This window comes from Bradyrhizobium australiense, assembly GCF_013114825.1.
Taxonomy (GTDB): domain Bacteria; phylum Pseudomonadota; class Alphaproteobacteria; order Rhizobiales; family Xanthobacteraceae; genus Bradyrhizobium; species Bradyrhizobium australiense.
Map to the genome: position 1 here is coordinate 140,925 of NZ_JAAVLX010000011.1, position 26,770 is coordinate 167,694.

At 54.7% G+C, this 26,770-nt stretch carries 21 protein-coding genes; 9 read left to right on the forward strand and 12 right to left on the reverse strand.

The window, feature by feature from the left end:
• Nucleotides 1–43 precede the first annotated feature (43 nt).
• A complete protein-coding gene (locus tag HCN58_RS29595) occupies nt 44–346 on the reverse strand; it encodes a PilZ domain-containing protein (protein WP_171582889.1) in 303 nt (100 codons plus the stop codon).
• 2,255 nt (nt 347–2,601) lie between these two features.
• Nucleotides 2,602–2,853 carry a hypothetical protein gene (locus HCN58_RS29600; protein ID WP_171582890.1) on the reverse strand — a complete coding sequence of 84 codons (252 nt, stop codon included), beginning with the start codon at nt 2,851–2,853 and terminating at the stop codon, nt 2,602–2,604.
• A 562-nt stretch (nt 2,854–3,415) separates the two neighbouring features.
• Between HCN58_RS29600 and HCN58_RS29605 the strand changes: the two genes are divergently transcribed.
• Together HCN58_RS29605 and HCN58_RS29610 are read left to right on the forward strand one after the other, a co-directional pair.
• Entirely contained in the window at nt 3,416–4,708 is a 1,293-nt protein-coding gene (locus HCN58_RS29605; RefSeq protein ID WP_311966894.1) for a polysaccharide biosynthesis/export family protein, read from the forward strand.
• A gap of 109 nt (nt 4,709–4,817) precedes the next feature.
• Nucleotides 4,818–6,170: an O-antigen ligase family protein gene (locus tag HCN58_RS29610; RefSeq protein WP_235983992.1), complete on the forward strand. Its 1,353-nt coding sequence runs from the start codon at nt 4,818–4,820 to the stop codon at nt 6,168–6,170.
• A 30-nt stretch (nt 6,171–6,200) separates the two neighbouring features.
• Here HCN58_RS29610 and HCN58_RS29615 read toward each other — a convergent pair whose 3' ends face one another.
• The 7 genes from HCN58_RS29615 to HCN58_RS29645 form a co-directional block, all read right to left on the reverse strand.
• Nucleotides 6,201–6,794, reverse strand: coding sequence for a transglutaminase-like cysteine peptidase (locus tag HCN58_RS29615; protein WP_235983993.1), 594 nt, complete (start codon nt 6,792–6,794; stop codon nt 6,201–6,203).
• 901 nt (nt 6,795–7,695) lie between these two features.
• Complete coding sequence (locus tag HCN58_RS29620; protein WP_171582776.1) at nt 7,696–7,908, reverse strand: hypothetical protein; 213 nt, start codon at nt 7,906–7,908, stop codon at nt 7,696–7,698.
• Between the two features lie 325 nt (nt 7,909–8,233).
• Complete coding sequence (locus HCN58_RS29625; protein WP_235983995.1) at nt 8,234–8,824, reverse strand: sugar transferase; 591 nt, start codon at nt 8,822–8,824, stop codon at nt 8,234–8,236.
• A 397-nt stretch (nt 8,825–9,221) separates the two neighbouring features.
• A complete protein-coding gene (locus HCN58_RS29630; protein WP_171582894.1) occupies nt 9,222–9,587 on the reverse strand; it encodes a hypothetical protein in 366 nt (121 codons plus the stop codon).
• Between the two features lie 76 nt (nt 9,588–9,663).
• Nucleotides 9,664–10,128 carry a hypothetical protein gene (locus HCN58_RS29635; protein WP_171582895.1) on the reverse strand — a complete coding sequence of 155 codons (465 nt, stop codon included), beginning with the start codon at nt 10,126–10,128 and terminating at the stop codon, nt 9,664–9,666.
• A 264-nt stretch (nt 10,129–10,392) separates the two neighbouring features.
• The gene (locus HCN58_RS29640) at nt 10,393–12,663 is read right to left on the reverse strand and encodes a polysaccharide biosynthesis tyrosine autokinase (protein WP_171582896.1); all 2,271 of its coding nucleotides are present in this window, start codon (nt 12,661–12,663) and stop codon (nt 10,393–10,395) included.
• Nucleotides 12,664–12,722: 59 nt separating this feature from the next.
• Nucleotides 12,723–13,346, reverse strand: coding sequence for a hypothetical protein (locus HCN58_RS29645; RefSeq protein WP_235983997.1), 624 nt, complete (start codon nt 13,344–13,346; stop codon nt 12,723–12,725).
• A gap of 217 nt (nt 13,347–13,563) precedes the next feature.
• On the opposite strand from HCN58_RS29645, the gene HCN58_RS29650 reads away from it, so the two are divergent.
• Nucleotides 13,564–14,445 (forward strand): metallophosphoesterase family protein, encoded by an 882-nt coding sequence (locus HCN58_RS29650; protein ID WP_171582897.1) that lies wholly within the window; start codon nt 13,564–13,566, stop codon nt 14,443–14,445.
• A gap of 37 nt (nt 14,446–14,482) precedes the next feature.
• Here HCN58_RS29650 and HCN58_RS29655 read toward each other — a convergent pair whose 3' ends face one another.
• A complete protein-coding gene (locus HCN58_RS29655) occupies nt 14,483–15,586 on the reverse strand; it encodes a glycosyltransferase (protein WP_171582898.1) in 1,104 nt (367 codons plus the stop codon).
• A 298-nt stretch (nt 15,587–15,884) separates the two neighbouring features.
• Between HCN58_RS29655 and HCN58_RS29660 the strand changes: the two genes are divergently transcribed.
• The 5 genes from HCN58_RS29660 (at nt 15,885) to HCN58_RS29680 (ending at nt 22,425) form a co-directional block, all read left to right on the forward strand.
• Complete coding sequence (locus HCN58_RS29660) at nt 15,885–16,877, forward strand: glycosyltransferase family 2 protein (protein WP_235983999.1); 993 nt, start codon at nt 15,885–15,887, stop codon at nt 16,875–16,877.
• Nucleotides 16,878–16,946: 69 nt separating this feature from the next.
• On the forward strand, nt 16,947–18,359 hold the full coding sequence (locus HCN58_RS29665; protein WP_171582899.1) for a hypothetical protein: 1,413 nt from the start codon (nt 16,947–16,949) through the stop codon (nt 18,357–18,359).
• Nucleotides 18,360–18,415: 56 nt separating this feature from the next.
• Entirely contained in the window at nt 18,416–20,206 is a 1,791-nt protein-coding gene (locus HCN58_RS29670; RefSeq protein WP_171582900.1) for a glycoside hydrolase family protein, read from the forward strand.
• Between the two features lie 177 nt (nt 20,207–20,383).
• A complete protein-coding gene (locus tag HCN58_RS29675) occupies nt 20,384–21,025 on the forward strand; it encodes a PIG-L deacetylase family protein (RefSeq protein WP_171582901.1) in 642 nt (213 codons plus the stop codon).
• A 281-nt stretch (nt 21,026–21,306) separates the two neighbouring features.
• Nucleotides 21,307–22,425, forward strand: a complete 1,119-nt coding sequence (locus tag HCN58_RS29680) for a glycosyltransferase family 4 protein (protein WP_311966895.1) — start codon at nt 21,307–21,309, stop codon at nt 22,423–22,425.
• A gap of 103 nt (nt 22,426–22,528) precedes the next feature.
• On the opposite strand, the gene HCN58_RS29685 is transcribed toward HCN58_RS29680, so the two are convergent.
• Together HCN58_RS29685 and HCN58_RS29690 are read right to left on the reverse strand one after the other, a co-directional pair.
• Nucleotides 22,529–23,389, reverse strand: coding sequence for a sugar phosphate nucleotidyltransferase (locus HCN58_RS29685; RefSeq protein ID WP_171582903.1), 861 nt, complete (start codon nt 23,387–23,389; stop codon nt 22,529–22,531).
• Between the two features lie 177 nt (nt 23,390–23,566).
• Entirely contained in the window at nt 23,567–24,712 is a 1,146-nt protein-coding gene (locus HCN58_RS29690) for a glycosyltransferase family 4 protein (RefSeq protein WP_171582904.1), read from the reverse strand.
• An 866-nt stretch (nt 24,713–25,578) separates the two neighbouring features.
• On the opposite strand from HCN58_RS29690, the gene HCN58_RS29695 reads away from it, so the two are divergent.
• Nucleotides 25,579–26,628, forward strand: coding sequence for a glycosyltransferase family 2 protein (locus HCN58_RS29695; protein ID WP_171582905.1), 1,050 nt, complete (start codon nt 25,579–25,581; stop codon nt 26,626–26,628).
• The last annotated feature ends 142 nt before the right edge of the window (nt 26,629–26,770 follow it).

Genomic DNA, 26,770 nt, shown 5'->3' on the forward strand with positions numbered 1-26,770 from the left:
ATCCGGGCTTGAACTCTTGCAAACGCCATCTTTGGACTCTTGCTCAATCAGGATCAAACGCCACGCCGGAAAAATCACCCTCGCGCCAGATCAAGCGGCACCTGCGCAGCGAACTAAAATTGTCGAGCGTTAGCGCGAATTCCAGCGGAATTATTCTGAGATCGTGCAGCCGAATTCCGGCGCCGCTATTGGTTATATCGTAAACGGTACAGGCAAAGACGCCAGGTCTGCCGGCGAAAGACAGCAGTGCGCCTTTGCTTATTCTGGCCCTCTCGATGGATCTTCTATCCCCTATGGTCATCATGTTGATGCCCGAGAAACTGCTTGTATATCCAGTGGCGTCCATCGTGGCGCCGCCACACCCTTCCAAAGACAAGTCGTCCGGTGATTGATCGTCGCGGAAGAAAGACAGTCCAAAGATGCCAGGTCTGTCTCCATGTCGCCGGCGGTCTTAGGTCCAAAGACGTGTCTCTTTTTCTCAAGGCAATCATTTGTGGCACTTTTCAAAAACCAAACGATCGGGTTCAATGAGTAGATCCGACCAGGAAAATTGAGACAGCCTAGCGCTTCCGCGTGCCAGTGCAACGAGCGTCGTTCGTTAAGCTTGATGTCTGCAGCAAAGGTTAAATCTGGAACAGAGGTCAGCAGAGGTCGTGCTGAGCGTAGCTCGTGAAAGCTTATCGCCTGTATCGGATTTGCCGGAGGGCAGCGCTTGTCCTGGAGCCAGAGCATTGGCTCAATGGGATTTGCAGCTGACTACTTGTCCTTCCGTAAGATGCAAACCACACGTCCCAATGTTTGAATCCTCTGGCCGGGAAGAGGAGCATTTATTTCAGCCCTGATGGCTTCGGCAGCTTTGTTGCAAAGCTCTTCTGACGGGAACGACTGAATTTGCTGCGAAGTGGGTTGTGTTGGACTTCCAAATACAATCCATTGCAGAGAGACGAAGAGAACCCAATCCATATTTGTCTCCCATAATCAGTGTTTTCAGGCTAATCTAGTCTGGTTGCCCAAAGCGAAACGAGGACTGTCCATGAAATTCCGCCTCACCATTCTCTGTCTGATCGCCTTCATCAATCCGGCACTGGCGCAGTCTGGTATTTCCAACCAGCGGAACATGTACGGCAATATTGTGCGCGATAACGGGACATATTCGCCGACAGGAGTAAACCAGGGTCCGGTCAACAATGGACCCATCAGGCGCTCGCCAGCTCAGCCGTCGACGACGAACACGGCCCCTAGTAAGGGTGCGAATAGGTAGCGTGGCTTCAATCTTTTCTTGAGCTGATCTCCAGCCTCCGCTCAGCTCGTCACCACCAAACCATCGATCTTTCGGGGGCTCCGCAAACAATCGTACGGTGGCGCTCGATCCCATGCGGAGTTCGGGTAGCTATCGTTTTGATGCAGCCTGGGTAAATGGCGAGATTGTAGTGAAACGGTGGGCCATCGAAGTAACCATGGATTCGGCAAAGATAGGCGAGATCGGGACCACAGCGGGTGAGGGGATACAGGCGCTCGCGAGCCGATGCCGAAGTCGATACGCCGGCAAACACAGTAACGACTAGGGCAAGAGCTATCTTGAAAACGTCCGGCATATTCTGATCCTTGGGGCAGTGTCTTTCGACGGCAATGTTAAGAATGGGACAATAGCCCGCAATTTGCAATTTCGCCAAGCTACGCAAGTCAAAACCATTCGGAAAAATTGCTGCGAGACCTGACGCTGCTATAGGATCGTCTCGGCTCCTGCTCGCGTTGTGAACCAGCTCGTGCCTTGGGGTGCGCTGAGAAGCCAACAGAAAATCCTTTTGTTTCAATGGATTACGAGGTAACTTGTTGCAATCCTTGTGGATCGTTTGCTGGGCATTGATCTAGAATTCTCCAAGATCGATCAGGAGAAGACGGTCTCGCCGCATGCGCAGGAGATCGAATACGCGCTGATTCTCTCGAGGATGATAAATTCGCTTAAGGATGATCCAGTGCAATTGCGCTTGATCGTCGACGAATTTCCGCGGCTGGCTCTTGATACGTCTTGGGCCAATGGACCGGAACGAAATCGGCTCCTGGCCGCACTTGAAACAGCGATCGAGGGGGCGAGGCGTTTTCGGTCCGGCGCGCGAAGGGAAACGCACTTGCCCGGGCAACTAGGGGCTAGGCGGGCTACCTAAGCTCCACAAACAACATATCCAGCTGCGGTTAACGCGCTGGCGCCTGCTCAGCACGACATCCAAGTCGCAAATCGGGCCTGCGCCCAGACGTTCAAACGGTTCTCGAAATCCGAGCCAAAATATTTACGTCTACGATAGTCCGTATTGCTTGGAGTGCTGCTGCTGGGGACGCTCGCGTGCGTCGGTTATTATGGTGAGATATTTCGTCGCTGCGCGATGCTTTGAATTTACCCGGGGTCTACAGCATCGAGAACTTCAAAGCGGATAGTGCAGCCATCTGTTGGGTCCAAAGCGAACCAGACCAAACCGCTGGCGGCGCAAAGAACGGCGCACTTGGCGCACTGCCTTGAGCGAAGCGATGCCGCTAATGGCGCCTTCTTTTCAGAATGCCAGAAGCCATAAGCCAGCGGCGTAGCGTCCAGCAGATCTGCATGAATCAGAGAATGTGACGCACGCCATTAGCTGTAAAAAATGCCCGAGCTACTAATCCTAGGAAATAGCCGGCCTGAGTGATTGTTTGCGCGGCCATGATCGTCAATGCAGTATCGAGAAAACCGAAACCGCTGCTGATCGAAAAGAAGATCGATAGTAGCAGCAGAAGCGCGAGAATCGCCAGCAGGAATCTCAGGCGAAACCACAAGCCTGTAGCAAATCCTATCAGGGCTAATATTGCTGCGGCATAGACCATGCCATGTTCCATATGTTCAGCGAATATCGTTGGCGCGAACACGCAACCCTTGGGACGGCGGTTCGCACCGATTAAGAAAGGGTTTTGATCTTGCTACTTTGTTGCGATTTCCATCGCCAAACAGCGCCTTCTCGCAACTGACATCGAGTAGGCCCACACGGCGGTGACGAATCGCGCCGTGAAGTAAACCACGAAAGACCGCAAATATCAGCCCGATCCGGTCATGCCGATAGCTCACCGGCATCGGCTCAACAATTTTTCGGCGTCGGGGTCACGCACTAGCCGCGGTGGCTCGAATGCCTGGCCTCCGGCCGCCACGCTAAATGCAAGTCCCAAAAAATGGCCCAATGGGTTCAATTTAAAGAAAAATTATGAAAACTCGGTGATAGTGGGCGGTGTGGCTTGATTGCAACTTGCCGCCTAAAACGAGACTTTACGGGCACTCAGGCCTTTGTGGCAGGAGAGTCGCCTTGTACTGTCTGAATGCGTGGCGCTTTACGGGCCGGTTCGCGGCCAAATATCGTCAGAAAAGTCGCAGAATTTGACTACGAAGAAGGCATCCGTGCAGTTTCAGATTACCACGCTATTGGGGATGGGCGACTTGGTCAGGAACTTGGGGTTGTGCGTCCTCGGCCATAAGGGGGCAACCATAAAGCGCATTGGAAGGCCCGCCCTTGCTCTGGTTGCAGCGGCATTGTTGCCTGCCTGTTCGGTGCTGCCGGGTACCGGCCCAACGAGTGATGCCGTGCACGGAAATGCGACCGCCGGCTTGCGTTCCAATGCGGCTCTCCCGTACGCGTTGGTCGATATCAGTGCTGATACGATCGGTTTTCTGTCGCAGCCAAATCTGATCACGTTCCAGGGCGTATTTCCTGACAAGCGGCCCAAACCGCAGCAGGTTGTCGGCGTCGGCGATGTCTTAAATATCTCAATCTTTGAGGCGGCTCCGGGAGGATTGTTCACACCCGCAACTGCCGCTGGCGCGCGTCCCGGCAATTTCGTGGATCTGCCCGCACAGGCTGTCGATCAGAAAGGCGCCATCTACGTTCCTTATGCAGGCGAGATTCCGGCTGCCGCTCGCACCTTGCCAGAAATCCAACAAGCGATTGTCGCTCGTCTGCGAAATCGCGCCATTGAGCCCCAGGTCGTCGTCAGCTTAAACCAGCAGCATTCAAGCGTCGTAAGTGTTCTTGGGGACGTGAACACGCCGGGCGTTCTTGCTCTTAACAGCGTGGGTGAGCGTCTTTTGGCACTGATTGCCCGCGCCGGCGGTCCTAAGTTCGAAGCTGTCGAAAGCTATGTGACGCTTCAGCGCGACGGCAGGCGCGTCAAGGTACTGCTAAGCCGCGTGGTGCACGACCCGCGCGAGAACATCTTCATCCGACCAAACGACGTGATCTTCATCACCCGTGAATCGCCCACCTTTACCGCTTTGGGCGCACTCAATCAGAACGTTTTCGGCTTCAATTCGGAAATCCCATTTGACGTGGAATCGCTGACGCTTGCGCAGGCGATCGGCAAGGCAGGCGGCCTCAATGATCAGCAGTCTGACCCGGCGGAGGTCTACGTCTATCGGTACGAGGACCGCCCGCTTCTTGAGAAGCTGGGCGTCGATACCAAGAGATTTTCCTACGACCGGATACCGACGGTGTATCACCTCAACCTGCGTGATCCAGGGGGTATGCTGCTCGCCGCTGGATTCCAAATGCGAACCAAAGATGTCATGTACGTAGCGAATGCTAAGGTCGTGGATTACTACAAGTTGCTGACGCTCATCAGTAATACGGCCAACACGACTTCCGCCACGGCAAATGCGGTCACGAACGTGAACACGGCGGTCAAGACCAGGTGGTAGGTCCAAGCTTAGCGTTCTCTATCGTAACTCTGATCGCGGACCTCTTTTGAAGTTTCTGCTAGAAACTGTCAGATCAATCCAGCTTTGGCTGACAATTTCAGCGCTAACCTTGGCGCCACTGTTTTTTGGATCCGTTGATCCGCTTTGGGTGGTGATTTGGAGCGTTGTGCTTTCGATCAGCACTCTTTGCGGGCTGGTCATCCCGGTAGCGATTGGGCAGAATCGCATAATACTGATCTTTCTTGCCGTTTGTTGCGCCTACGCGCTTGTCGCGATCGTGCAAGTTGTCCCCAATCTGATTGGACCATTGGCCGATCCGATCTGGCAACGGGCTAGCGGCCTTTTGAATCTTGATCTGGCGGCCAGGATTTCGAGTCGCGCTGAAATATCGCCGGCCGTGGTCGGACACTTTTTGCTGCTTGTGACTTCTTTCCTGAGCGGCATGTTCGTCGGAACATCGCGACGCAGCAGTGACATTGTCATGGAATTCGCACGATATTCGATTCTGTTATACGCCATTTACGGCTTGGCTGCGCTCACGTTCACACCAAATATGGTCTTGTGGGCTCCCAAGCTCGCCTATTTTGGATTTCTGACCACTACTTTCGTCAACCACAACACAGCAGCCACTCTTGTGGGAGCCGGCACCATCCTGTGGCTCTGCTCGGCATATCTTTCGTTTCAGTCGTTAAATAGTTCATCGATCCGACTGCTCCTTCTCATTCCGTCGAACGAGAAGTTGGCTTTCAAGCTCATGTTTCGTTCTGCGGCCGGACTTACCTGTTTCTTTGCCGTGTTGCTGACAGGATCGCGCGGTGGACTGATCTGTACTTGCGTAGGTTTGCTTGTGGCGATCGGCCTGATGGTCTCCGGCAAGATCAAGGTCGGGCTCTGGTATGTTTTCGGATCGGCCATCGCCGCTTTCGCGTTGTTGTCGTTGTGGTTGACTGGTATGGGCAGAATAGGAAGCCAAGGGCTGCTCGACGGCGGCCGATGGGTCGTATATGAAAGCTGCCTCAAATTAATTCGGGAGCGACCGCTACTAGGCACCGGCGCGGGCACGTTTGCAGATTTATTTCCTTCGTTGCGAACGGACGAACTTAGCAGCTGGGGGGTATGGGATTATGCTCACTCGACTTTGCTCGAAATAGCTGTCGAGATGGGCATTCCGATCGCAGCCGCAGTCGTGATCGCGGCTGCTGCTTCGCTGTTCATACTCGGCAGGAGCGCGCTGAGATCAAGGGACTGGAATCGGGGCGCACTGTCGGCAATTACCGGAATCGCGGTCCTCAGCTATCTGCATTCGACAATCGATTTTTCGCTGCAAGTACCTGGCTATCTTGTCGTGTTCGGAATCATTCTCGGTTGCGGGCTGGCGAGAGCGACCTCGGATCGAAAAGTTGTCGGCAAGGGACCAATCGCAGATGTACCATTGTCGCGGAGCACCAATCGGCCGCAGTAGCGGCCTCACAAGTTAGCTTGCGGGGGTTTATTAACGATCGGCCAAACGAACATGTCGGCCGGATCGTGAAATTCGCGCCGGCGTGCGAATCTCGTACCAGAACCTCGCATCCGCGGCTGACTGGATCTTCAACCATTGATAGTCAGTACTCTGCCAAGCGTGAATGGAGTCGGTCAGGTTGTCCAGTACCAGGTCGCCTTTTGTCGTTGCGACCACCAGGACTAGATGGCCAATTCCCGACGGTGTCTTGACCACCGATAGTCTTAGCGCTCTCGAGGGCAAACCACTCTCCAGCAAGCTATGCCGCTTGGTGCTCGCATAATCGTTGCAGTCTCCACTGGTCGGTGCAATCGTCCAGCCGTCTTGAAGTTCCGAACCATAGCTCTTGAGCTTGGGAGCGATCGCCATATTGACGCTGCTGTTCACGCGACGAAGGAGCTCGAGAGTCTCCGCATTCAGATCGATCCGTTCGAATTCCGTCGGGTTCGATTTGCAGTCAGATGGATAGTTCAGACAAAAGCGAACATGTTGGAACGGCGCTAACGTGGGAGACGCTTCAACAATTGCCGTTTGGCTATTAACGTCCTGGTAAAGTCGGTCTCGAGCGTCCGCATCGCGGGGCAACAGAGATCCCGCAACAGCCGAAAGTAGCGACACGATTTGAAGACGTCGCCTCATGTGACAGCCGCCTGACCAGCAAGATGCGATCGCCGGAAGGCGCGCAATCAATCGGCTGATTGTCCCCACCCGGAGTTAAATCTTTGCTAACAACCGCACGTCGCGGAAGGCCGGCTCATATGCGCGCCGGCGATATCAAGAACATGGAGAAATCCGAAGACAGGTCCCGTCGCGTGATCGTTGTGAGGTAAACGACAATCGCGGGACAATGTTCCGGGACATTGTCTTCATCGACAACCAGCGCCTCGGTGAAGCCAGACTGGATCAGCTCACTCGCTTCGGCAACGCCTCTCACAGAGCTTGCGCTGCCATTTGTAGATCAACCCGGTCGAAAGATCGTGCTGCCGCGCACATGCGTCACGCATGCCCCAGGGAAAACGCTTCAGCAGGACTTATAGCCAATATACCGCAAACTGCCTCATCAAGCGCGGCTATAAGCTCACTAAAGAGCGCTCGTCAGCGTGCTGTTAAGGGCGCTCAGACGCAAACCGGAAAGGCGCCCCGCCGAATGGATACGTATTAGTCGAGACCCCTCAAGATCTGCTCGGCAATCTACACGCTTTGGCCGTACACGGGTTGGCGCCCGGGTATGACTTTCGCCAGGTCTGGATTTAGAAATTCAAAGTTAGCGCACGTTGACGCAAATACGATTGTGTCGGAACCCGGCGGCCTGGGCGATCGAGGCAAACTTATCGTTCCAGCCACGTTGTTTGATTGTCAGGAGCCGGACCGATTCAGCAATTTTAGTTGCCGCCGCAAAGAGGTGATCGGGCGCGCCTCGGAATTTGTCGAGTTGGTGCCAGTCGTTCAGAGCCAAACCAAGCAATTGCTCGAGCGCGATGCCAGGCTAAATAACGGTCTTCCAGATTGTGTCAGCGAAATTTGCCACAGCCCGCAATAGTTCGACCATTCCCCAGCCCAAGAAGCCGAGCCAGCCAATCATTGCCGCAGCGATAAGCGCAATGAGCAAGCCAATAACAGCTCTTCTGGTCTTCCGGCTTGAACCCGATCGCGGCTTGATATTCGGATCCGGCAGGTGAACGGGGCTAAGATTATTCATTCGTGTCTTCACCATCTTGTCGTGTGATGAGTAAACGAAAACGAATGAAAGTATCAATCTCTAGGACTAATTAACGTAAAGGAGCACGGTATAGTTTGTATCCTAACAAGTTGTGTCACTATTATTACAATTGTAATGGAGAAAAGGGGGTGCGCCTCGAGTAGTTAGATCATCGAGGATACACATGGATGTGGGATGAGGATAGCCCGCGCTGATTGCCACGAAACAATCGCAAGTACTTGGGTTGCACAAAGACGGCGGAAGTTTCGCCCCCGAAGCAATATAGAAATCACCCGGGAAGCGCATTGATGGTTCTCAAATCATTTTAGACGGCGCAGTCCGAAAGCATGAGCGAAGGCAGAGTGAAAACGATGATTTTGATATCGAGAGCCATTGACCAGTTGTGCGCATAAAAAGCATCGTAAGAGACCCGTTGCTCATACGTCGTGCTACTGCGGCGGCTTACTTGCCAAAGGCCGGTAATCCCCGGCCTGCACGCGAGGTAGCCATCTATCGAACTTCCGTAGCGCTCGAGTTCTTCGTCAGTGACCGGACGAGGACCTACAATACTCATATCTCCCCGCAGCACATTGAATAGCTGCGGAAGTTCGTCAAGGCTGGATTTCCGCAGGATATCACCAATCATGGTGACCCTCGGATCGTGGCGCAACTTGCGGTACGTCGCCCATTCGGCAGCTGCGACAGGGTCTGACTCAAGAAGGCGACGCAAGCGCTCTGGCGCGTCGACAACCATGGTGCGGAACTTCAGGCAGTCGAACTGCTTTCCGTTAAATCCGACCCTGCGGTGGCGAAATACTGCAGGCCCGGGGGAGCTGGCGACAGTCAGGACCAAACAAATGATCAGCAACGGCGCCAACAATATAATTCCGGAAAGCGCCAATACGATATCGACCATCCTCTTTGGAGTTGTTCCGATAGCAACTGCGAATGCCTCCGAGGCAGGTCGCAGAACTCTAGGGGAATCTGCCTCTGCCAAACTATTCATTTGGGTACTCCACAAAAAACTGCTCGAAAAACGGGTCTTCAATATTTTAATTTATGGCTTTTCGTTTACGGATTTTTAGCAAATTAATGGGCATGGCACAATTTGAGAAGTTCAATTTCTATGCAAAATTTTTGCTAAGGTGAACTGGTTAAATCGTTAGATTAATGAGCGATTTGGAAATGTTGTCGCGAAAATTGAGCGCGCCGAGGGTTAAAAAATAGCTGCCCAGCTGGCCATTGGTCGCCCCCGCCGGTCTCGCGCTACCGCAAAAAGCTGCAATTGCGGGCGAGCCGCTGGCTGAACAGCACTAGCGTCGGAGGGCCGGGTTAGGTGCCAACCTGAAGTCGTGGGGCTGACGTTCCTCATCTTTGCCGGTAAAGATAAAGAAGCCCTTGTCAGTGGCGATGATGTCGCCGCGCTGGAGAGTGGGGTCGTTCATTGCGCGTTCCGAGGCTTCGGCGTCCTTCTGATCAGATTGCAGGGGCGCAGCCCTCTGTGCGCGTGCGCTGGCGACAAACTCCTCGGAGCGTTGACGTGCTTCTTCTAGGCGCTGTCGCCACTGTTCGCGTGTCAGGGCGGAATCTGAGAACTCGTCGGGTTCTTGACCAAAACAGTGCGTCGGTATGGCTGCGAGCGAGGTCGCCACCAGAAGTGCTGCGATCCGAGATACCATGGCCGTCCCTTCGGCAGGATAGGCCAGCCTACAGCACTTACTTGATCGTGAGAAGAAATGAGCCCGCAGCCCGCTCTTATGAGCGAAGTTTCTCTAGCTCTTCGGAGAAGAGCTTCTTACTGGACGGGTTGAGCTGTTCGATCCGCGACTCGAGCAGGGCGCGGATTTCCGCAGGGGCATTGAAGTACACACGGGCTGGGATCTCGACAAACCGGTGTCGCACCAGATTCTGGAACTCATCCAGGATCATTCGCTGAATGTGCTCGGGTGCTGCAAGCGCCAGAGGTATCGCAACAATAATCCGACGAAGCCCTACCCATGCTTCATTTGGCGAGGTCTCGTATGATGCTGCAAGCAAATCGAACGAGCGTGCGCTCACCTCGTGTGCAACTTGCAGTCCAAATGCCACGAGCCAGGCAAATGAATCGCGCGGCGTACAGCTTAGAATTCGCCGGGTGCGCGTTTCAAGAGACTGGACGTGCCGGTCGAATTCAGAGGCGGCCCCGGATCGAAGATCGGCGTCTGCGAGGGGCAATTCCATGAGCAAGAGCGCCCTCTGCGAGTGAGTGTCGCATGGACTCAAGGACTGCGTCGCAGCGCTCTCCAAAGTTCTGACAGAAGCAGCGTGGCTGAAACTCTCGAATCGCAGGAGCTGGGCCTCCACGTCCCAAAAGTCGGCGGCAACAGTGCTCTGTCCGAGGTTCGAAATTCCCCAGGCAACTCCGAGGCAACCGAAGACGAACGTCAAGGCTCGCAAGGAAAATGGTCGAAGAGATCGTCCTTGCTTTTCCACGAGAGGCGAAGCCTATACAAGCTCTGCGGGAGTTTTCTTGTCCGGATAGTAATTGCCATAATAACTGTGGAGCCGATCCGAATACCCTTCGAAGCGACGCATAACGGCCGCGTCTGCCTTATTGAGAACTGTGCCAAGCAGTCGTTCTGACAGAACAGGGGAGGTCGCGACCGCTTTGCGAATCTCGTCGGTCGATGTGCTGCCCCATTCGACAACCAGAACGAAGGCGTCGAACAACAGAGCCGCTGCTTTAACATCTACCAACGGTAGGATAGGAGGCAGGTCGACGAGGATGTAATCATAGCTGCTCCGGGCCGCCTTCAACATTTGCTTTACAGCCGGAGAGGTCAAGATATCCGAGCTGTTGGAAGGCCGGATACGTGTCGAGGATGGCAGGAAATCGAACTTGTGTTTCGTGTCGGTAACGACAAGCTCGTCAAATGTCGCCTTGTTTGCGACCATGTCGAGCAGCCCCGGCGTATCCGCGTAGCCAAGATTGTTTGTCATTGTCGGGTTGCGCAAATCGGCATCAATCAGCAGAGTGCGACCGCCGCTCCTTGCCACAAAGGCGGCAAAACCGGCCGCAACGGTGGTTTTCCCCTCGCCGGGCAGCGCAGAAACAATTCCGATGACCTTGCCCCCGGCTGGATGCAGATCGATCGCCACCTTGATGTATCGTAGGGCTTCTGCGGTTTCGGAGAACGGTTCAATTTCACTGATCTGTTGAAATGCTGCCACGTCTTTCCTCTTCCAACCCTTCCCCACGGTGGACGCTTTTGCAGCAAGGGTCGGTAGAACAGCCAGACAGCTGCTTCCTACAAGCTGCTCCAGCTGCGCACGTGTATGAATCTGGCGGTTCATTTGTTCACGGGCGAAAGCCAGCACAACACCAAGACCCAATCCGCAGACTGCAGCCAGCGCCAGAGTGAGACCGATTTTCGGTGAGCTTGGCAAAGAAGGCGGAGACGCGGCGGTTACGACGCGGGCCTCCGTCGAAGGAAACGATTGTTGCTGTACCGATTGAGTGAACCTGGAGAGGAAGGTTTCATAGATGCCACGATAGGTGTTCGCAGCAGTTTCGAGTTCGCGCAAACGGACCTGCGATTGTCGAGTGGCACCGGATTGCTGAAAAACCTCTAGCATACGTCTATCGATGGACTCTTCCTGGGTTTTAGCGATCTGGAGTTCGCTTTTGTAGCTCTCCGCAATACGAGAGATCTCGTCCCAGATCGCTCGTCTGGAGGCGGCCATCTGCGCCCGCAAATTTCTCGCGGCCTGATGGTCGGGCCCATAGCGGCTGCTCCACTCCGATTCTTTGTTTTGATCGTCAAGAAATTGTTGCCGCAGTTTGGTGATTACCGGATTGCTAAGCGCATCCGTCACGACCGGATCCGGGATTGCTGAGTCCTCTTTGTACGGTCGTTGTTCAATCACGCGTGTTATGCGGTCAAGTTTGGCGCGGGCTTGGCTGGTGTCTGCGCGAGCCTTTGCGAGGGCTACGCCAAGCTGATCAAGCTCGACCTCGCTCGCCAACTTGCCTTCGACTCCGATGATGATGCTGTTCTTCGACTTGAAGTCTTGAACTTCCTTGTACGCGTCGCTCGCTTGTTGGCGCAATTCTCCTATTCGCTGCTCCAACCAAATGCTGGCGCGACGGGTAGCCTCGAACTTCGCTTGCAATTGATCTTCGATATAGGCGTCGGCAAATGCATTTGCTATTTGCGCAGCCTTCTCGCGGCTAAGCGAGGTGTATGCGATCTGCTCGATGTAGCTGCGCCCCACTCGAGTGACACGCAGATTGGCCTTTAGCGTTGCGAGGACCCCACGCATTATCTCTTCATCTGAGCGCTCGACCGTCGGCCCTGAACTCAGTTTCAAAACCGCAAAAATTCGCTGCTTCAGGCCCTGGCCGGCTCCAACAAATTCCGCATCTTCATTCAAACGCAATCGACGGATAACGTTCAGGGCTACCTTTTCGGATTTGGTGGTCTCAATCTCACTTTCCACCGCGGGGTCTTCAACCGAGCGATTCTCGGTGGCCAGCTCGGACTGCGACCAGGTCACCCTCTTGGTGTCGATGATCATGTCGGCTTGGGCGGTATATCTGGATGGTGTGACGGCAAGGTACGCCAAGCCGATGATCAGCACCAAGCCCGTAACAAGGGCAATGAAACGCCATTGCCGAATTAGAAAGTCGCGTGCCTGCAGCAATGATAACGTTCCGGCGTGGACATCGCTTTCCGCCGCCGGCGCATATCGCGGAAATTGTCCGGCTACGTTCATCTGCAACTCCTGAAAGCGACGCCGGTATCATCGGATTTGATGCACATCGTCCCGGACATTCAACGAGTTGCGCTTACTGGACTTGCTGCAGTCGACGAGCTTGTACCCGGCCTGCTCGCAACAGCTGTTCCCCCCGAATTAATCTGGAAAATCGCTGTTCTGCCTCCACCGCCAGGATTCTTGGCGGAACCTGGCGATCTATTCGGGTTGACGATGACGACGCTGCCGGCAGAACCTGTTGCGGAAGACAGCGCCGCGCTAGTTGCAGCCGTTGACAGGTCTTCTGCAACGGAAGCGAAGGCACTCTGGAACGGGCCATCGTCGAAGCCGGCAACAGCTTGCTGGATGACCAGCGCCGCGTGCTGGTCGACTGTAGAACAGGCTTTGGCGGCCCGGGCGAGACCCGCGGCAATTGCAATTCGAAATGCCGGCGACACTTCTGCCGCAAGGCGAACGAGATCGGGGGCGACAGACGCATCAGTTGATGCGAGGTCGGCTACAACACCTTCGATTGCACGCGCGTCGGAAGTCGGGGAAACGATGGATTTGGGGTCTGATTTAAACCGGCTGATAGCTTGATCAGTCAGCGGACTAGGGACGCAAGGATTGGCCATCCCCTGACTGGCCGAAAATGCCAGTACTAACTGCGCGAGTAGTATCTTTACGATTAGGTCTGTACGCATACCCGCTCCAACTATTTGATTTGGATTAAAAAATGCTGCTCTAACTCTACAACGACCAGCGGGGCTGTATCAACGGTGCTTCTTTGGCTATGGTTGATTGGCCGCCTCAAACCGACCTTCTCAGGCTTAGTACCTGAATATACATGGTTTTTCTGGATGTGGCCTATCTCAATGGCGCTTCGATATTGGATCGGCGGAAGGTTGCAGGATACAGTCAATGCCACTGGCGCGCTGGATTGAAGGCGGATCGAGGAATATTAATGATTGTTTTTGCCAGCTCGGCGAAAATCAAGTGTTCTATTTACCCCAAGTCGGCGAAGTCCTTGGCGAGGGTGAGTTGACGGCACTCGCGCTTCCAGGCGTTGACCGGCTATGGGTGTTGGGGCGGCGACCTTCGCTGCCGGCTGGCTTAAGGATCTACGCCATAGGCGATATTCACGGGCGTCTTGATCTCCTGGATGAACTGCTTGCCAGGATTGAAACAGATATCGGCGTGCGCCCCGCGATGCGGTCGCTTTACGTTTTCTTGGGTGATTATATCGATCGGGGCCCTTCGTCGCGCGAGACAATCGACCGATTGATCGAACTTGGTGAAAAGAGCGAATGCGTATTCCTCAAGGGCAACCACGAATTGATTGCCATCAAATGCCTCAGCGATCGCAGCCGGTTCGATCAGTGGATGCGATTAGGCGGAGTGGAAACCCTCAACTCCTACAAGATCGCGGCCCAAGGCGTGAGGAATGGAAAACGAATTGTCGAATTGCAAACTGCCTTTCACCAGGCATTACCTCAAGCGCATTTTCGGTTTCTTCGAGATTTACAAACCTCATTCATGCTGGGCGACTTTTTCTTCGCGCACGCAGGCGTGAATCCGAATGTCGACCTTACCAGCCAAAAGGAGAGCGATCTGCTTTGGATTAGAGAAGAGTTCCTTTCCTCAAAGATCGATTTCGGCAAGATTGTTGTTCATGGACACACTCCTGTTTACGAAGTCGATGTCAGCTCGAACAGGGTCAATATTGATACTGGTGCCTTTGCAACAGGGCGCCTTACATGCCTTGTAATCGAAGAAGAATCGCTAGCGGTGATCAGCACATAGCAGAGCGGCGCCAAATGACTGCGAAGCGCCTTCCGTATCAATGCGCTGCAAGCCGCTTATCCAATAGAGTGTCGATATGGGCGCGCATTTTATTGAAGAACTGCTCGCGGCCGAACTGCCGCGCGTGTGTCGCGATCTTGTAGGGATCACATTCCAGATCTGCCAGGCTGATAACCGCTTTGCAGATCGCCTCGACCGTCTGTTCGCCGAAGAACACGCCTGATAAACCTTTCGCCACTGTTTCAGTGGCGCCACCGCGGGCGAATGCGACGACCGGACGTCCGCTCGCCATCGCCTCGACCGGTACCATCCCAAAATCCTCTTCCCCGGGAAAAATCAATGCGCGGCACCGCGAATAATGCTTTTTGAGGACGTCGAATGGCTGGGATCCCATCACCGAGATGGTCGGCCCGGCGATACGGCGGATTTCATCGAGCATCTCACCATTGCCGATCACAACAAGCTTCAATCCCATCTCATTGAATGCACGAACTGCCAGATCCGGTCGCTTGTAGGAAACTAGCTCGCCGGCCATCAAGTAGTAGTCGCCTAGCTCCGAGGGCGCCGCGATCGAAAAAGCTTCGGTGTCGACGGGAGGATGAATCACTATGGAATCACGGCCGTAATATCGTTGGATGCGTTTTGCCACGGTAGCCGAGTTTGCGACGAAGCTGTCAACACGCGAAGCGGACGATATGTCCCACATGCGTAGGTAATGCGATAATGGCGGCATCAGCATTTTCGTGATCTTGCCAGCGCTATCGCGATAGTCATGATACATGTTCCAGATGTAGCGCATCGGGGTGTGGCAGTAGCAAATGTGGAGCGCCTCCGGAGGTGGAATGACCCCCTTGGATGGTCCGGACTCACTGCTGATGACAAGATCATATCCGCGCAGATCGAGCTGCTCGAGCGCTAGCGGCATTAATGGAAGGTAGCTCTTATACATCCGCGCGGCCCGCGGAAGCGAATTAATATAGCTTGGGATGATCCGATGCCGACGAATTCTGTCTGACACCATCTCGGGAACATAAACATGCGTGAAAATATCGGCCTGCGGGTACATCTCGCAGAGGGCCTCGATCACCTTCTCTCCGCCTCGCATACCAACGAGCCAGTAGTGAATAATTGCTACTTTCATTGGAAATGCCTTAGATCGGGTTACGTATCTCGTGTCGGCTGACCTGCGCTTTCTTAGCTCGGCACTTTAACTGGGCCAATATCGCCTCCAAGCTTCAATCAGGTAATGTTAATTCGCGGGAACCCAGTTCCCCAAAGAATACTGTGGCTGCATGAAATCGGAGAAGGCCTTTGCAGGACATTAACCGCGCTGCATATCGGCTCGAGGGCGTCCTGCGCCGTGCTTAACTAAGTCTACAGAATTACGCTGGCGGTGTCCTCCATCTTGTGACGACGGTGCCGTCTTGAGATTAGAACATTTGATCGAACTCCAAAAAGACCTTGCAACGGCGATTCTTTTGAACAGAACATTAGCAATGAGCAACAATTGTCCTGATCATACCTCTGAAAATATTATGGAAGGGGGAAAGCTCAGGATCGCGGTCGGCATTGCAACGGCCGGTCGAAGAGCAATTCTCAATTACACGTTGGACCTGATCGCCCGGCAGACTCGTCCACCGGACGCGCTAATTGTTTGTCCAGCAACTCCCGAAGATTTGCACGCGGAGCTGCTCCTGCGCTTTCCGTACACCACATCAGTTCGGCTAGGCAAGCGCGGGCTCACCGCTCAACGTAATCAGATATTAGCGGCCGCTAACGCCTCTGACGTGATCGTGTTTTTCGACGACGATTTCTTTCCCCAGCTAAACTATCTCGAGGAAATCGAGAGACTGTTTCTAGAATGCGTAGATGTGGTCGCGATAACTGGCCGACCGATCGTTGACGGTGCCAATGGTCCGGGTCTGGAAGCAGAGGCAGCGCTAAGTTTGATCTCGGATGACAGGTCGGCTCCCGGCGATCGTACCGTCGTGCCTACGTACGGCACGTATGGCTGCAACATGGCTTTTCGAATGGCGCCAATCCGCGAGAAAGGGCTGTTGTTCGACGAAAATCTGCCACTTTACGGATGGCAGGAGGATATCGACTTTTCCCGGCAGCTGTCGGGGGCCGGCCGAATAGTCGATGCGAAAGCGCTGCGCGGCGTGCATTTGGGTGCGAAAGGCGGTCGTACTTCAGGCGTGCGATTCGGCTATTCGCAAATCGCAAACCCCGTCTATCTCGTTCGAAAGGGCACCGTGTCTCTTTCGTTCGCGGGGCCGCTCCTTTTTCGGAATGTGTTGGCAAATTTGGCCAGGAGTGTCAGACCGGAGCCCTGGATCGACCGTAGAGGGCGACTGAAGGGAAATTATCTGGCCTTGCGTGATCTGCTCACTGGGCGCATCGCGCCGCAACGCATACTCGAATTAGGCTGATGGATGCCGAATTGCGGCGCTGGATTCGCGTGAGCGGAATAGGTCCGCGCTTGAAAAGCGAATGTTCGAATGACGGTTGAACTGATTGGCGCGATCGCTCTTGTTGTTGGACTGATTGGTCTGTTTGCGCGGCCAAGCTTCATTGTTTATGCGTTCTTCGGGTCGACGCTGCTGGGAGCTGCCGCCGCCTTCATCCTGACTTCCTTGGGCGGGACCACGATCCAGCCGGCGCACCTGCTGCTTAGCTTTCTGGCGGTGAGGCTGCTTGCGGACCGCGACACCCGGATCGGAGCGCTTCAGGCGGTATACCCGGGCAGCCCGGGGTTTTGGTTGCTCGTGACGGTAGCCTATTCAACAATAACCGCATACCTGATGCCACGTCTCTTTCAGGGACAAACGCTCGCATACGCGGTTCGCGCGCAGGGGGAAAACTATCTCTCTGTGCTTGGCCCCACCACTTCGAACTTGACGCAGTCGATTTACTTCATCGGGGACTGCCTTTGCTTTCTCGTCCTGGCCGGATTCGGAGCCAGCGAAGCTGGAAGAAGGTGTCTGGGACGAGCAGCGTTAATGTGCGTGATCCTGAACCTGGTTTTCGGCGTGCTCGACCTGGCTACATACGCAACGAATACCAGCGAGCTGATGTCGTTCATCCGCAATTCGACCTATTCCATCCTGAGCGACAATGAAGCTGCGGGATTCAAGCGAATCATCGGCTCGTTCGTTGAAGCATCCAGCTTTGGCTACTGGACGCTTGGGTATTTTGCATTTGCGACCACGCTTTGGCTCCACGGGATTGGAGCGCGTCTGACGTTGTCATTGAGCATCCTGTCGTTCCTCGCGCTATTGTTCTCAACATCGACCACGGCATATGTAGGGCTGGCCGGCTATCTTGTCGTGCAGTTCGCGATCATAACCATCAATTTCCTGTTCGGACGAATTCGACGGGAGATGGTCATCTTCATGATGTGCACACCTTTTGTGCTTGTCGTTGTTGGTATCGCGATCTGCCTCCACGACGGCTCGTTCGCCTATTTCTCGGAGCTGCTGAATACGTTCGTTCTCAACAAAATGTCGACGTCCTCGGGTATTGAGCGATCGAGATGGAACAGCCAAGCCATACAGAATTTCATCGATACATTCGGCTTTGGAGCAGGTAACGGAAGTGTGCGAGCATCGAGCTTTCCGGTTGCGGTCATCGGCAGCCTCGGAATTCTGGGCGCCGCGAGTTATGCCATGTTCCTGCTCTCGATCTGGTTCAGAAAGAAGAATATTGTGCCGTCTAGCGTCCCTGCGATTCAGGTCGCTGCACGGTCGGCTTGCTTGGCATGGCTGATTGCCGCGACGACGTCTGCCGGCTTTATCGATCTCGGTTTGCCGTTTTTCGCTTTTGCCGCGCTAAGTTGCATAGACTCGCCGAAGGGGAGAACCCAACTGTCAAGCACCCGAACAGCCGTTTCACTAGGACCCGGACATTCTTGATTTGTTCGATCGCGCCGGTTTTAGTAGTTTGCGAGACTTCTCAGGGAGAGTGGCTCATGTTCAACCACGGACCATTCTTAGTCGATACTCGGTCGTCGATGGGCCAGAAGGTTGCTTGCTGGATGTTGTTGATCTCAGCCCTGGCGTTTTGTGTTCCATGTTCTGCGCAGTCGACGAGAACTTCGCTTCCCGCTAGCGATCCGCGAGATGATCGAAGTCCATGGGGAGTGGCGTCGGGGGCGGAATGGTTCTCTGACTATCCTGTCTTCAATCCAATGCTTAAACAGGCAGGCGTTCGATGGCTTCGTGGCTTCTATGAGTGGCAAACGATTCAGCCCCAACAAGGTCATTGGGATTTTACCTTATCTGATAGGCTCGTTGAAAACGCACGTGCAAACGACATACATTTGACCGGTCTGTTTGCGTATTTCGCTCCCTGGGCTTCGGCGGACGGCGGCACACGAAAATTTCCGATAAAGGATATTCGGTTCTGGAGGGATTATGTCACCGGCATGGTTGCCAGATATCATTCCGATATAAAGTATTGGGAAGTTTGGAATGAATTCAACGGCAGCTTTGCCGAAGGCGGATCACCTGGAATATACGCCGAGCTGGTGCGCGAAGCGTCAATCGCAGCGAAGAAAGTCGATCCGACAACGAAGATCGGCATGAGCGTAGCAAACTTCGATGTTCGTTTTCTCGATGCTGCGATCAAAGCGGGCGCAGCCAGCTACTTTGACTACATTTGCATACACCCTTACGAGATTCTGGCTGGGCTCGCGGACGGTGGAGAGCCTGCATTTCTCAACATGACAACGACATTGCGGAAAATGCTGGAGGCGAACCATCAGCCCCCGGATACTCCGCTCTGGATCACGGAGATCGGCTCGGCCGCGCCGGTGAAGCGCGACGATACCTTGGATCAGGCCCAGGCGGTAGCGCTCGCGAAGGCCTATCTGCTGTCGATTGCAGCAGGCTTCCAGCGCGTCTTTTGGTTCGAAGCGAGGGGCCCGTCTTACGGGAACGGTACCGACCTCGGACTCATTCGGTCCGATATGACGCCGCGTCCTTCTTATGACGCTTTAAAGGTGTTGGCGACCACGTTGGGTGCGGAGCCGGCCTCGGCTGGCTGGCTGGATCTTGGCGAGGGAAGCTATGGCTTTGTTTTCAACAACGAGCGAAAGCCTGTGCTGGCGGCGTGGGCGGGTGCAAAGCGCGAAGTCAAGATCGTGTTCGATGGTGACGTACGGCTTTCGAGCCTGAAGGGGGAGAAGAGGGCGCTTCCCGCCGGCGAGTCGCTGACGCTGACCGGCACGCCAGTCCTAGTCGAGGATCTGCCGTTCGCATTGGTCGAGAAGGCGCAGACTCAGCAGAGAAAGCCTTATCCCTGGACGGTCGACTATCGGGGAATCGCGCTGGCGACTTTGCTGTTGGGTGAGCGGAACGTCGAGAACGGGATAAAGCAGATCAGTCGGGATACCACAATCGCCGACCGGGAGTGGCGCCGAACGGATTTTTCGCGATCTGACAAGGAAGGACACTACGTCTATTTCCGGGTGGATCCGCAATTCGCGGCTCTCGACGTGAAGACCTTCGAGATCACGGCGGTTGTGAAGCGGATCGCGTCCGATAAACTGGCAGGGCTCAGCATCGATTATGAATCGAGCCGGGGCTATGTCGGCACTGACTATCGTAACATCCCCGCAAGTGACGCCTGGCAGGAAATATCCTGGACCGTGAAGGATGCAAATTTTGTCGGCGCATGGGGCTGGACGTTCCGGTTGAACGCCATTTCGTCGCCCAACGAGTTCCTAGTAAAGGAAGTCAGGGTCAGGAAATCCCAGTAGTGACGTCGGGCTTAACCAAGAATTCGGCTGTAACTCTACGAGTGGAATTCTTTGGGTTATTGCTGGGTTCGGCACTGTTGTTTTTGGATTTTCCAACGGGCCAGGATGCGAAAAAATAATTCGAATGTTTGTCCCGATACGTACGGCAGTAGTCGTTGAAATTGCAAAGGAACTATCATGATAGCCTTTGGTGGGTTCAGGGAGGTGAGGCGCCTTCTATGCGTCGGCGCACATTCTGACGACATCGAAATCGGCGCCGGCGCAACTGTCCTTCGTATTGTTCGGGAGAATCCCGAAGTCGAAGTGACGTGGTGTGTGCTTTCCGGCAACGAGATTCGCCACGAGGAGGCTCGTCGCGGCGCAGAGCGAATGCTGGGGCCCAACGTCTCGCGGTCAGTCTTGTTGCAGAATTTTGCTGATTCTCGCTTCCCTGAAGATCGAGAGAAGATAAAGGGATTCTTTGAACAGAACTTGAAGTCGATTGATCCGGACCTGATCCTCACGCATACGCGCGGCGACGGGCATCAGGATCATCGCATCATCAACGAGCTGACCTGGAATACCTTTCGATCGCATCAGATTTGGGAGTACGAGATTCCGAAATGGGACGGAGACTTGATGCAGCCGAATCTTTTTGTTCCGCTCGATCCTGACGATGTCGCGGTAAAGATCGCGGTGTTGCGCGACGTGTTCTCAAGTCAGCGGAACAAGCATTGGTTCGACGAGGAGACCTTCCGTGGGCTGATGCGAATCCGCGGGCTTGAAAGCAATACCCGTTATGCGGAGGCGTTTTTCGCCCGAAAATTCGTAGTCGCGTAGGCGGAGCTTGATTAATGGGACCATATCGAAAAACCATGATCTGTCCCACAGCTGTTTGATAGCTCGCTGACGCGTAGGCCAATATTGATCCACGGCAGGATTGACACACCAATCGCATGCTAAATAGATGTGAGTGACGGTTGTCTATCGGTGCGATCTGCCAAGCGACCGTCGCGATATTTTCATCTGAAGGTCTGCCCCTCGGACGCGAGCCGGCGAGTCATCACCAGACCAATGTCTGGGAACTATTTTAAGGTGCCAAACGCTTATTGCGAGGTGCAGTGAGTTTTCGTCGATTATCCATCAACGGAAAATTTCTGGGAGCCAAGCCCACGGGCGTGCATCGTGTGGCCGAACAGCTTATTCGCCAATTGGCGTCTCGCCGTGACGAACTCACGGACCTGTTCAGGACAGCGCCCGGTATCATAGCGCCGAGAAATGTTCGAAATAGTCCCGAATCGTCGTTCGCTATCGAGCGGGGCGGCGTTCTCCGGGGGCAGCTTTGGGAGCAACTGGATCTTCCTCGACTGGCAAGAAGGGACCTTCTGTTAAATCTCTGCAATCTTGGGCCCATGGCGAGCACGGCTGCGATCACGATGATTCATGATGCGCAAGTGTTCATCACTCCAGAATCGTATAGTTGGGCTTTCGCGAACTGGTATCGCAATGTGCTACCTGTGATCGGGCACCGACATCTCAGGATACTTGCTGTATCGGAATTCTCCGCCGCTCAGCTGGTTCGGTTCGGCGTCGCTCGACCCGAGCAGATTTCGGTGATCTCAAACGGCGTCGATCATCTCCTCGCCCACGAGCCACTTACCAAGATCGTTGATCGGCTGCAGTTGAACCGTCGCAAGTTTGTCGTCGCACTTGCCAACGTCCAGGCGCACAAGAATATCGGCTTGTTGCTGAAAGCATTCGCAGATCCCACACTCGCTGCAATAAAGCTGGTGCTGGTGGGGGCTGCCAGCCCAAAGGAATTTGAGGCGTTGGGCCATTCGATTCCGCAAAGCGTGGTTTTCACAGGCAGGATCGACGACGGCGAGCTCCGCGCGCTTCTTGAATCCGCTCTCTGTTTGGCGTTCCCTTCGACGACTGAAGGATTTGGTCTCCCGCCACTGGAGGGCATGACGGTTGGGTGTCCGGCAGTGCTTGCACCAAGCGGAGCGCTGCCTGAAGTGGGAGGTGAGGCGGCAATGTTCGCGGCTGCCGATGATCCGAGGGAATGGGTAGAAGTTATTGGCAAGCTGGCAACCGATCCCGATGTCTGGGAACGGTTTTCTCTTGCAGGCCGGGAACGCTCCCGGTTGTTTTCCTGGAACCGGGCAGGGGAAAAGCTTATCGAAGTAATACGGCGCGTCGTCGCCAGTCAAAGGTCAGGCGTTCACGGTCGCTTTTGATCATGCCGCAGCCGTATCCTTGGACAATCCGACGTCCGGCTGCTCGATTATCTGCGGATCTCGGAGCAGCCGCCGGCGTGGGATCAGACTTTGCTGAGGCAGGCTACTGAAGACTGTCGTTGATATCGCGCGTCGCACCGCCGGTCTTGACAGCCGGCCCTATTACCGACTGTGCCAACCGCGGCGCTGGCCTCGTCCAGACCTGCCACTTGGCCTTTCCAGAGTTCACCATATCATCAAGCATCATTTTCTCTTTGAACGTATCCATGCACGCCCAAAAGCCGTCATATCGATAGGGCGCAAGTTGGTTTGCCGCGATAAGGCGCTTCATGGGTTCCTCGACCATCTCTTCGCCGGGTCTGATGTAGTCGAAGACGTCCTGGCGCATGATCCAATAGCCACCATTGATATAGAGGCCAAGTTGGTCAGCGGGTTTAATTCCGATCAATTCGCCGGCAGCATCGTATTGCACGGCGTGGAAGCTCGAGCTCGGCTTTACGGCGACGAAGCTCATGGTCTTCGTGGACCGCTTGAGCGTATCGATCATGTCGTCGAGTGGCGCGTCGGTAAGGCAGTCAGCATAGCTGCACATGAAATACTCATCGGAAGCAACGTGCTCCCGTACCTTTACCAACCTCTCACCGATATTGGACTCGATTCCCGTATCTACGAACGTGATAGTCCAGTCGTCGATGTCTGATGAGAGTAACTTGACCGTCCTGCCACCGTTGGTGATGACGAAGTCGTTACTCATCGCTTCGCTGTAGTTGAGAAAAAAGTCTTTGATGAATTCGGACTTGTAGCCGAGCGCAAGGATGAAGTCTTTGTGTCCATAATGCGCGAAGTACTTCATCGTATGCCAGACGATCGGCCTCGAGCCGACGGGAACCATTGGCTTTGGAGTGTTCTCGGAAAACTCACGCAGCCGAAGGCCCTTTCCGCCGCAGAAAATGACGACTTTCATTTGAGTGTCCTCGATAAGGGGCCAATAGGTAAGGTCAACGAAATGAGCAAACTTTGCACGTTACGTGCAGAGCCGCAATATTGAATGACGGAGATATAGCCGCACAGTTCCAGCTGGAAGCCGGTGATCGCGTCACATGGTTAAAGCAGCGGCGCAATCAGCACGGTCCGGACCGGCTCAAATACGCCTGCACGGAGGCCGGCGGGCGATGTCCGCTGACCACGCCGTTGCCGCAAGCATCAGGGTCTCGCGCCATTTGCCAGCCTCCGCCTCAAGTGAAAATCGACCGACATTTACAAGGAGTAGATCGAGGCGTCTCTTGCGCTCTTCCGGAGTTAGGCCGGCGAGCAAACGCATCCCGGCGGCAATATCACCCTCGTCCAGCGGATTGACATAGATGGCGCCATCGCCGGCGACCTCCTGCAAAGCGCCGCCATAGGAAAGCAGTGGTATCAGTCCGTGATGGACGGCTTCCGCGGCCGGCAAGCCGAAACCTTCCAGCAAGCTTGGCAGGACAAAACCGGTTGCGTTCCGGTATAGCCAACGGAGCTCGGCGTCGTTGACATACCCGGGCAGGATAATGCCCTGCGTTCGCCTGGCCTGCTCGGCGACCAGGTCCGCGCCTGCCTCGTGCAGGCCGCCACAAATGACGTAGGCGTATCCAGCCTTGGAGAGGCCGGTTGCGTCGAATGCCCTTATGGCGCGCAACTGATTCTTCCGCTCGCCGACGGCACCGACAGTGAGGAAGAACTTTTCCGGAATGCCTTCAACGGGGCGCAGGTCGCTCTGTTGCATGTCCATCCGGAGCGGGGGAGAGACAATCTGCATCGCGGGGTAGTCATCGCCATATCTTGCGACAAACTCCTGCCGGGAAGCCGCGCTGACGAAAATCATGAAAGGCCGGGCGTCTCGAATTTGTTCGAAGGCCTGCCGGTAGATCCGGCTCACGCCAGGATTGTAGAGATCAGGATGGGTAATCGGCCCCATGTCGTGACAGACGACGATGTCACATGACTTCAGTCGATAGAAGAGCACCTCCCGTGGGTCGGTGAAGATCAGCGGACGATGGTGAGGCGATGGTGACAGGAGACGATTGATCAACCCGGTTCCGGATCTGAAATCGACTTCCCAGCGTGCAATTCTTCCAAGGATCCGCGAGAACGTCCGCGACGGGAGTCGGTTCAGCCGTAACCTCCAATAGAGACATGCCCCAATCAGATCTTCGGATGATTGGATCATCTCCTTGCAGAAAAAATACTTCCCCGTGCGGTTATTGAGGGCAAGCGAGAATTCGCAATCAAAGGGCCCGGTGACGGCACTCATCTAACCCTCGTTATTAAACCAATGATCTGATATAATCTATTTGCAGGGCCAGCCGTGTGCAAGCTTGGCGCTTGGGCATTCTCGCTTATGACCAATGAAGACGGGCGTTTACTATTAACAATACTATCATCTTGGCTTGTGACAGGAAACGAGTTTTGACACCTGCCTCCATTCGTAACCGGGCAGGTCGAGATGGGAGGAATAGCGGCACCGTTACCGGTTGGCTCGACTGGGCCGAGCCCGACGCGGGATACCGGTTGTTCATCACCGGTTGCGGCCGTGCACATCGCCGTCCGCAGGACGCAGCAGCAGAAGCTGGCTGGCAGTTGCATGGGGCGGGGGCATCGATGTCATCCTGCAAAATCGCGCGTCAGTAAATCTACTCGCAATGCTTGATGATGACACCGGGCGCCGCTAGCAAGTTCGGCGATGTGCTGGGCGATACTTATGTTTGTTGCAAGGTGCAGGTCTCGTTGTGCGTAGCCGTTAGATCGCGCTGGCGAACGAAAGCCGCTCCTGTAGCGGCCTGCGCGCGGCGGCCCTGGCTCGTGGCTTTGGGCGCGCAAGCGGCGCTGATGGAGACGGCTCTCGCGATAAGCAGGCGTCCTAAGGCGAGCCTTCTGCTAACCATCACTAAATTTAAAATATCTTCGACGAAGACCAAAAAGTTCGATAGGTTGCTATGGCGATTGTTGGAGCGCCCCCCATGGCCAGTCGGGGCGGGTGCTTCTCGTGCCCACGGATCGGGATTCGAATTTATGTCTTCTCGCGGAAGCTGTGTGCAGGATCAACTTAGGATAGCGAACACGTTGTTATATAGTGACCGGTAATTTCTGGCGAACCGATTATTGTAAGAGACCATCGCAATGAAAGATTGCTCAGCGTCGGCTCGACCTCTCGTCGCTGTGGTGACGCCTGTCTACAATGGGGGCACCTATCTCGAAGCCACGATGCGGTGCGTTCAACAGCAGACCTATGACAAACTCATACATGTCATAGTTGATAACTGTAGCTCAGACAGTACGCCGGAGATCATCGATCGCTATCGCTCGCAACGCGTCGAGCTGCTCACGATCCGAAATGACCGTCTGCTTCCGCTGCGGGAGAATTGGACCAAGGCGTTTTGCGCAGTTCCGGCCGAGGCGTCTTATGTGAAGATCCTCTGCGCCGATGATCTGATGCGCCGCGATTGTATCGCGCGCTTCGTGGAGATCGCGCAGTCGGACGAAAAAATCGAGGTCGTTCTTTGCGACGATGTCTTCATAGACAAGGTGCACCGCGCGAATCTGCCCTTGAACCAAACCGTTTTTGATGGGACCGAGGCCGCGCGCAAGATACTGGATGAAAGCATCAATTGGCTTCCCTATCATCACCTGTTTGTCCGCTACCATGGCGGCGCTCAAAGTGCGGAATTTTTCAATGACGCCCCGGTTCATTTTGACTTTGCCGCGGTCGTCCGCCGCTCACTCCGCGGCAAGTTTGCCTATTTGCACGATCCACTCGTCTACACACGCTGGCACGCAAATTCGCTTACCAGCCAGCAACTCGGTGCAGATCAGCTCGAAGGAATACTTGAGCGTTTCGACATCATATGCGCATTCGGCGGCCAGTGCTGGGACGAATCGGCTTTTCGACTTCAGAAGGAACGTATGCGCGCCAGGTTGATGCGCCTGGCGATAAAATGGGCCGTGAAGGGCAGGCCGGATGCAGCTCGAGGGGTCTTGCGGGGTTTGAAAGAACGGCAAGTTGGTCCAAACGCTGCGGATTGGAGCAGGTCGATCATCGGATGGATACCTTACGAGAGATGGAAACGCAGTTGGCGTCTTCCAACTGGTCCTGAAATCGATGAAGCCAAGTTCTGCTCCGAGAGTTTTCTCAAGCAGGGTCCGGAAAAAGCCTGCCCCGCACCTGTATAGTGGGGCGCATCGGTTTTTCCCTTGGCCTAACAAACGAGGAACGCGTTTGCGCGGAGATCATGCCTCAATCAAAAACGAAGAAGCGCGATGGCGATTCAACCCGACCTCCATCGCCCCAAGCCATTCGCAATAGGGCCCGGCC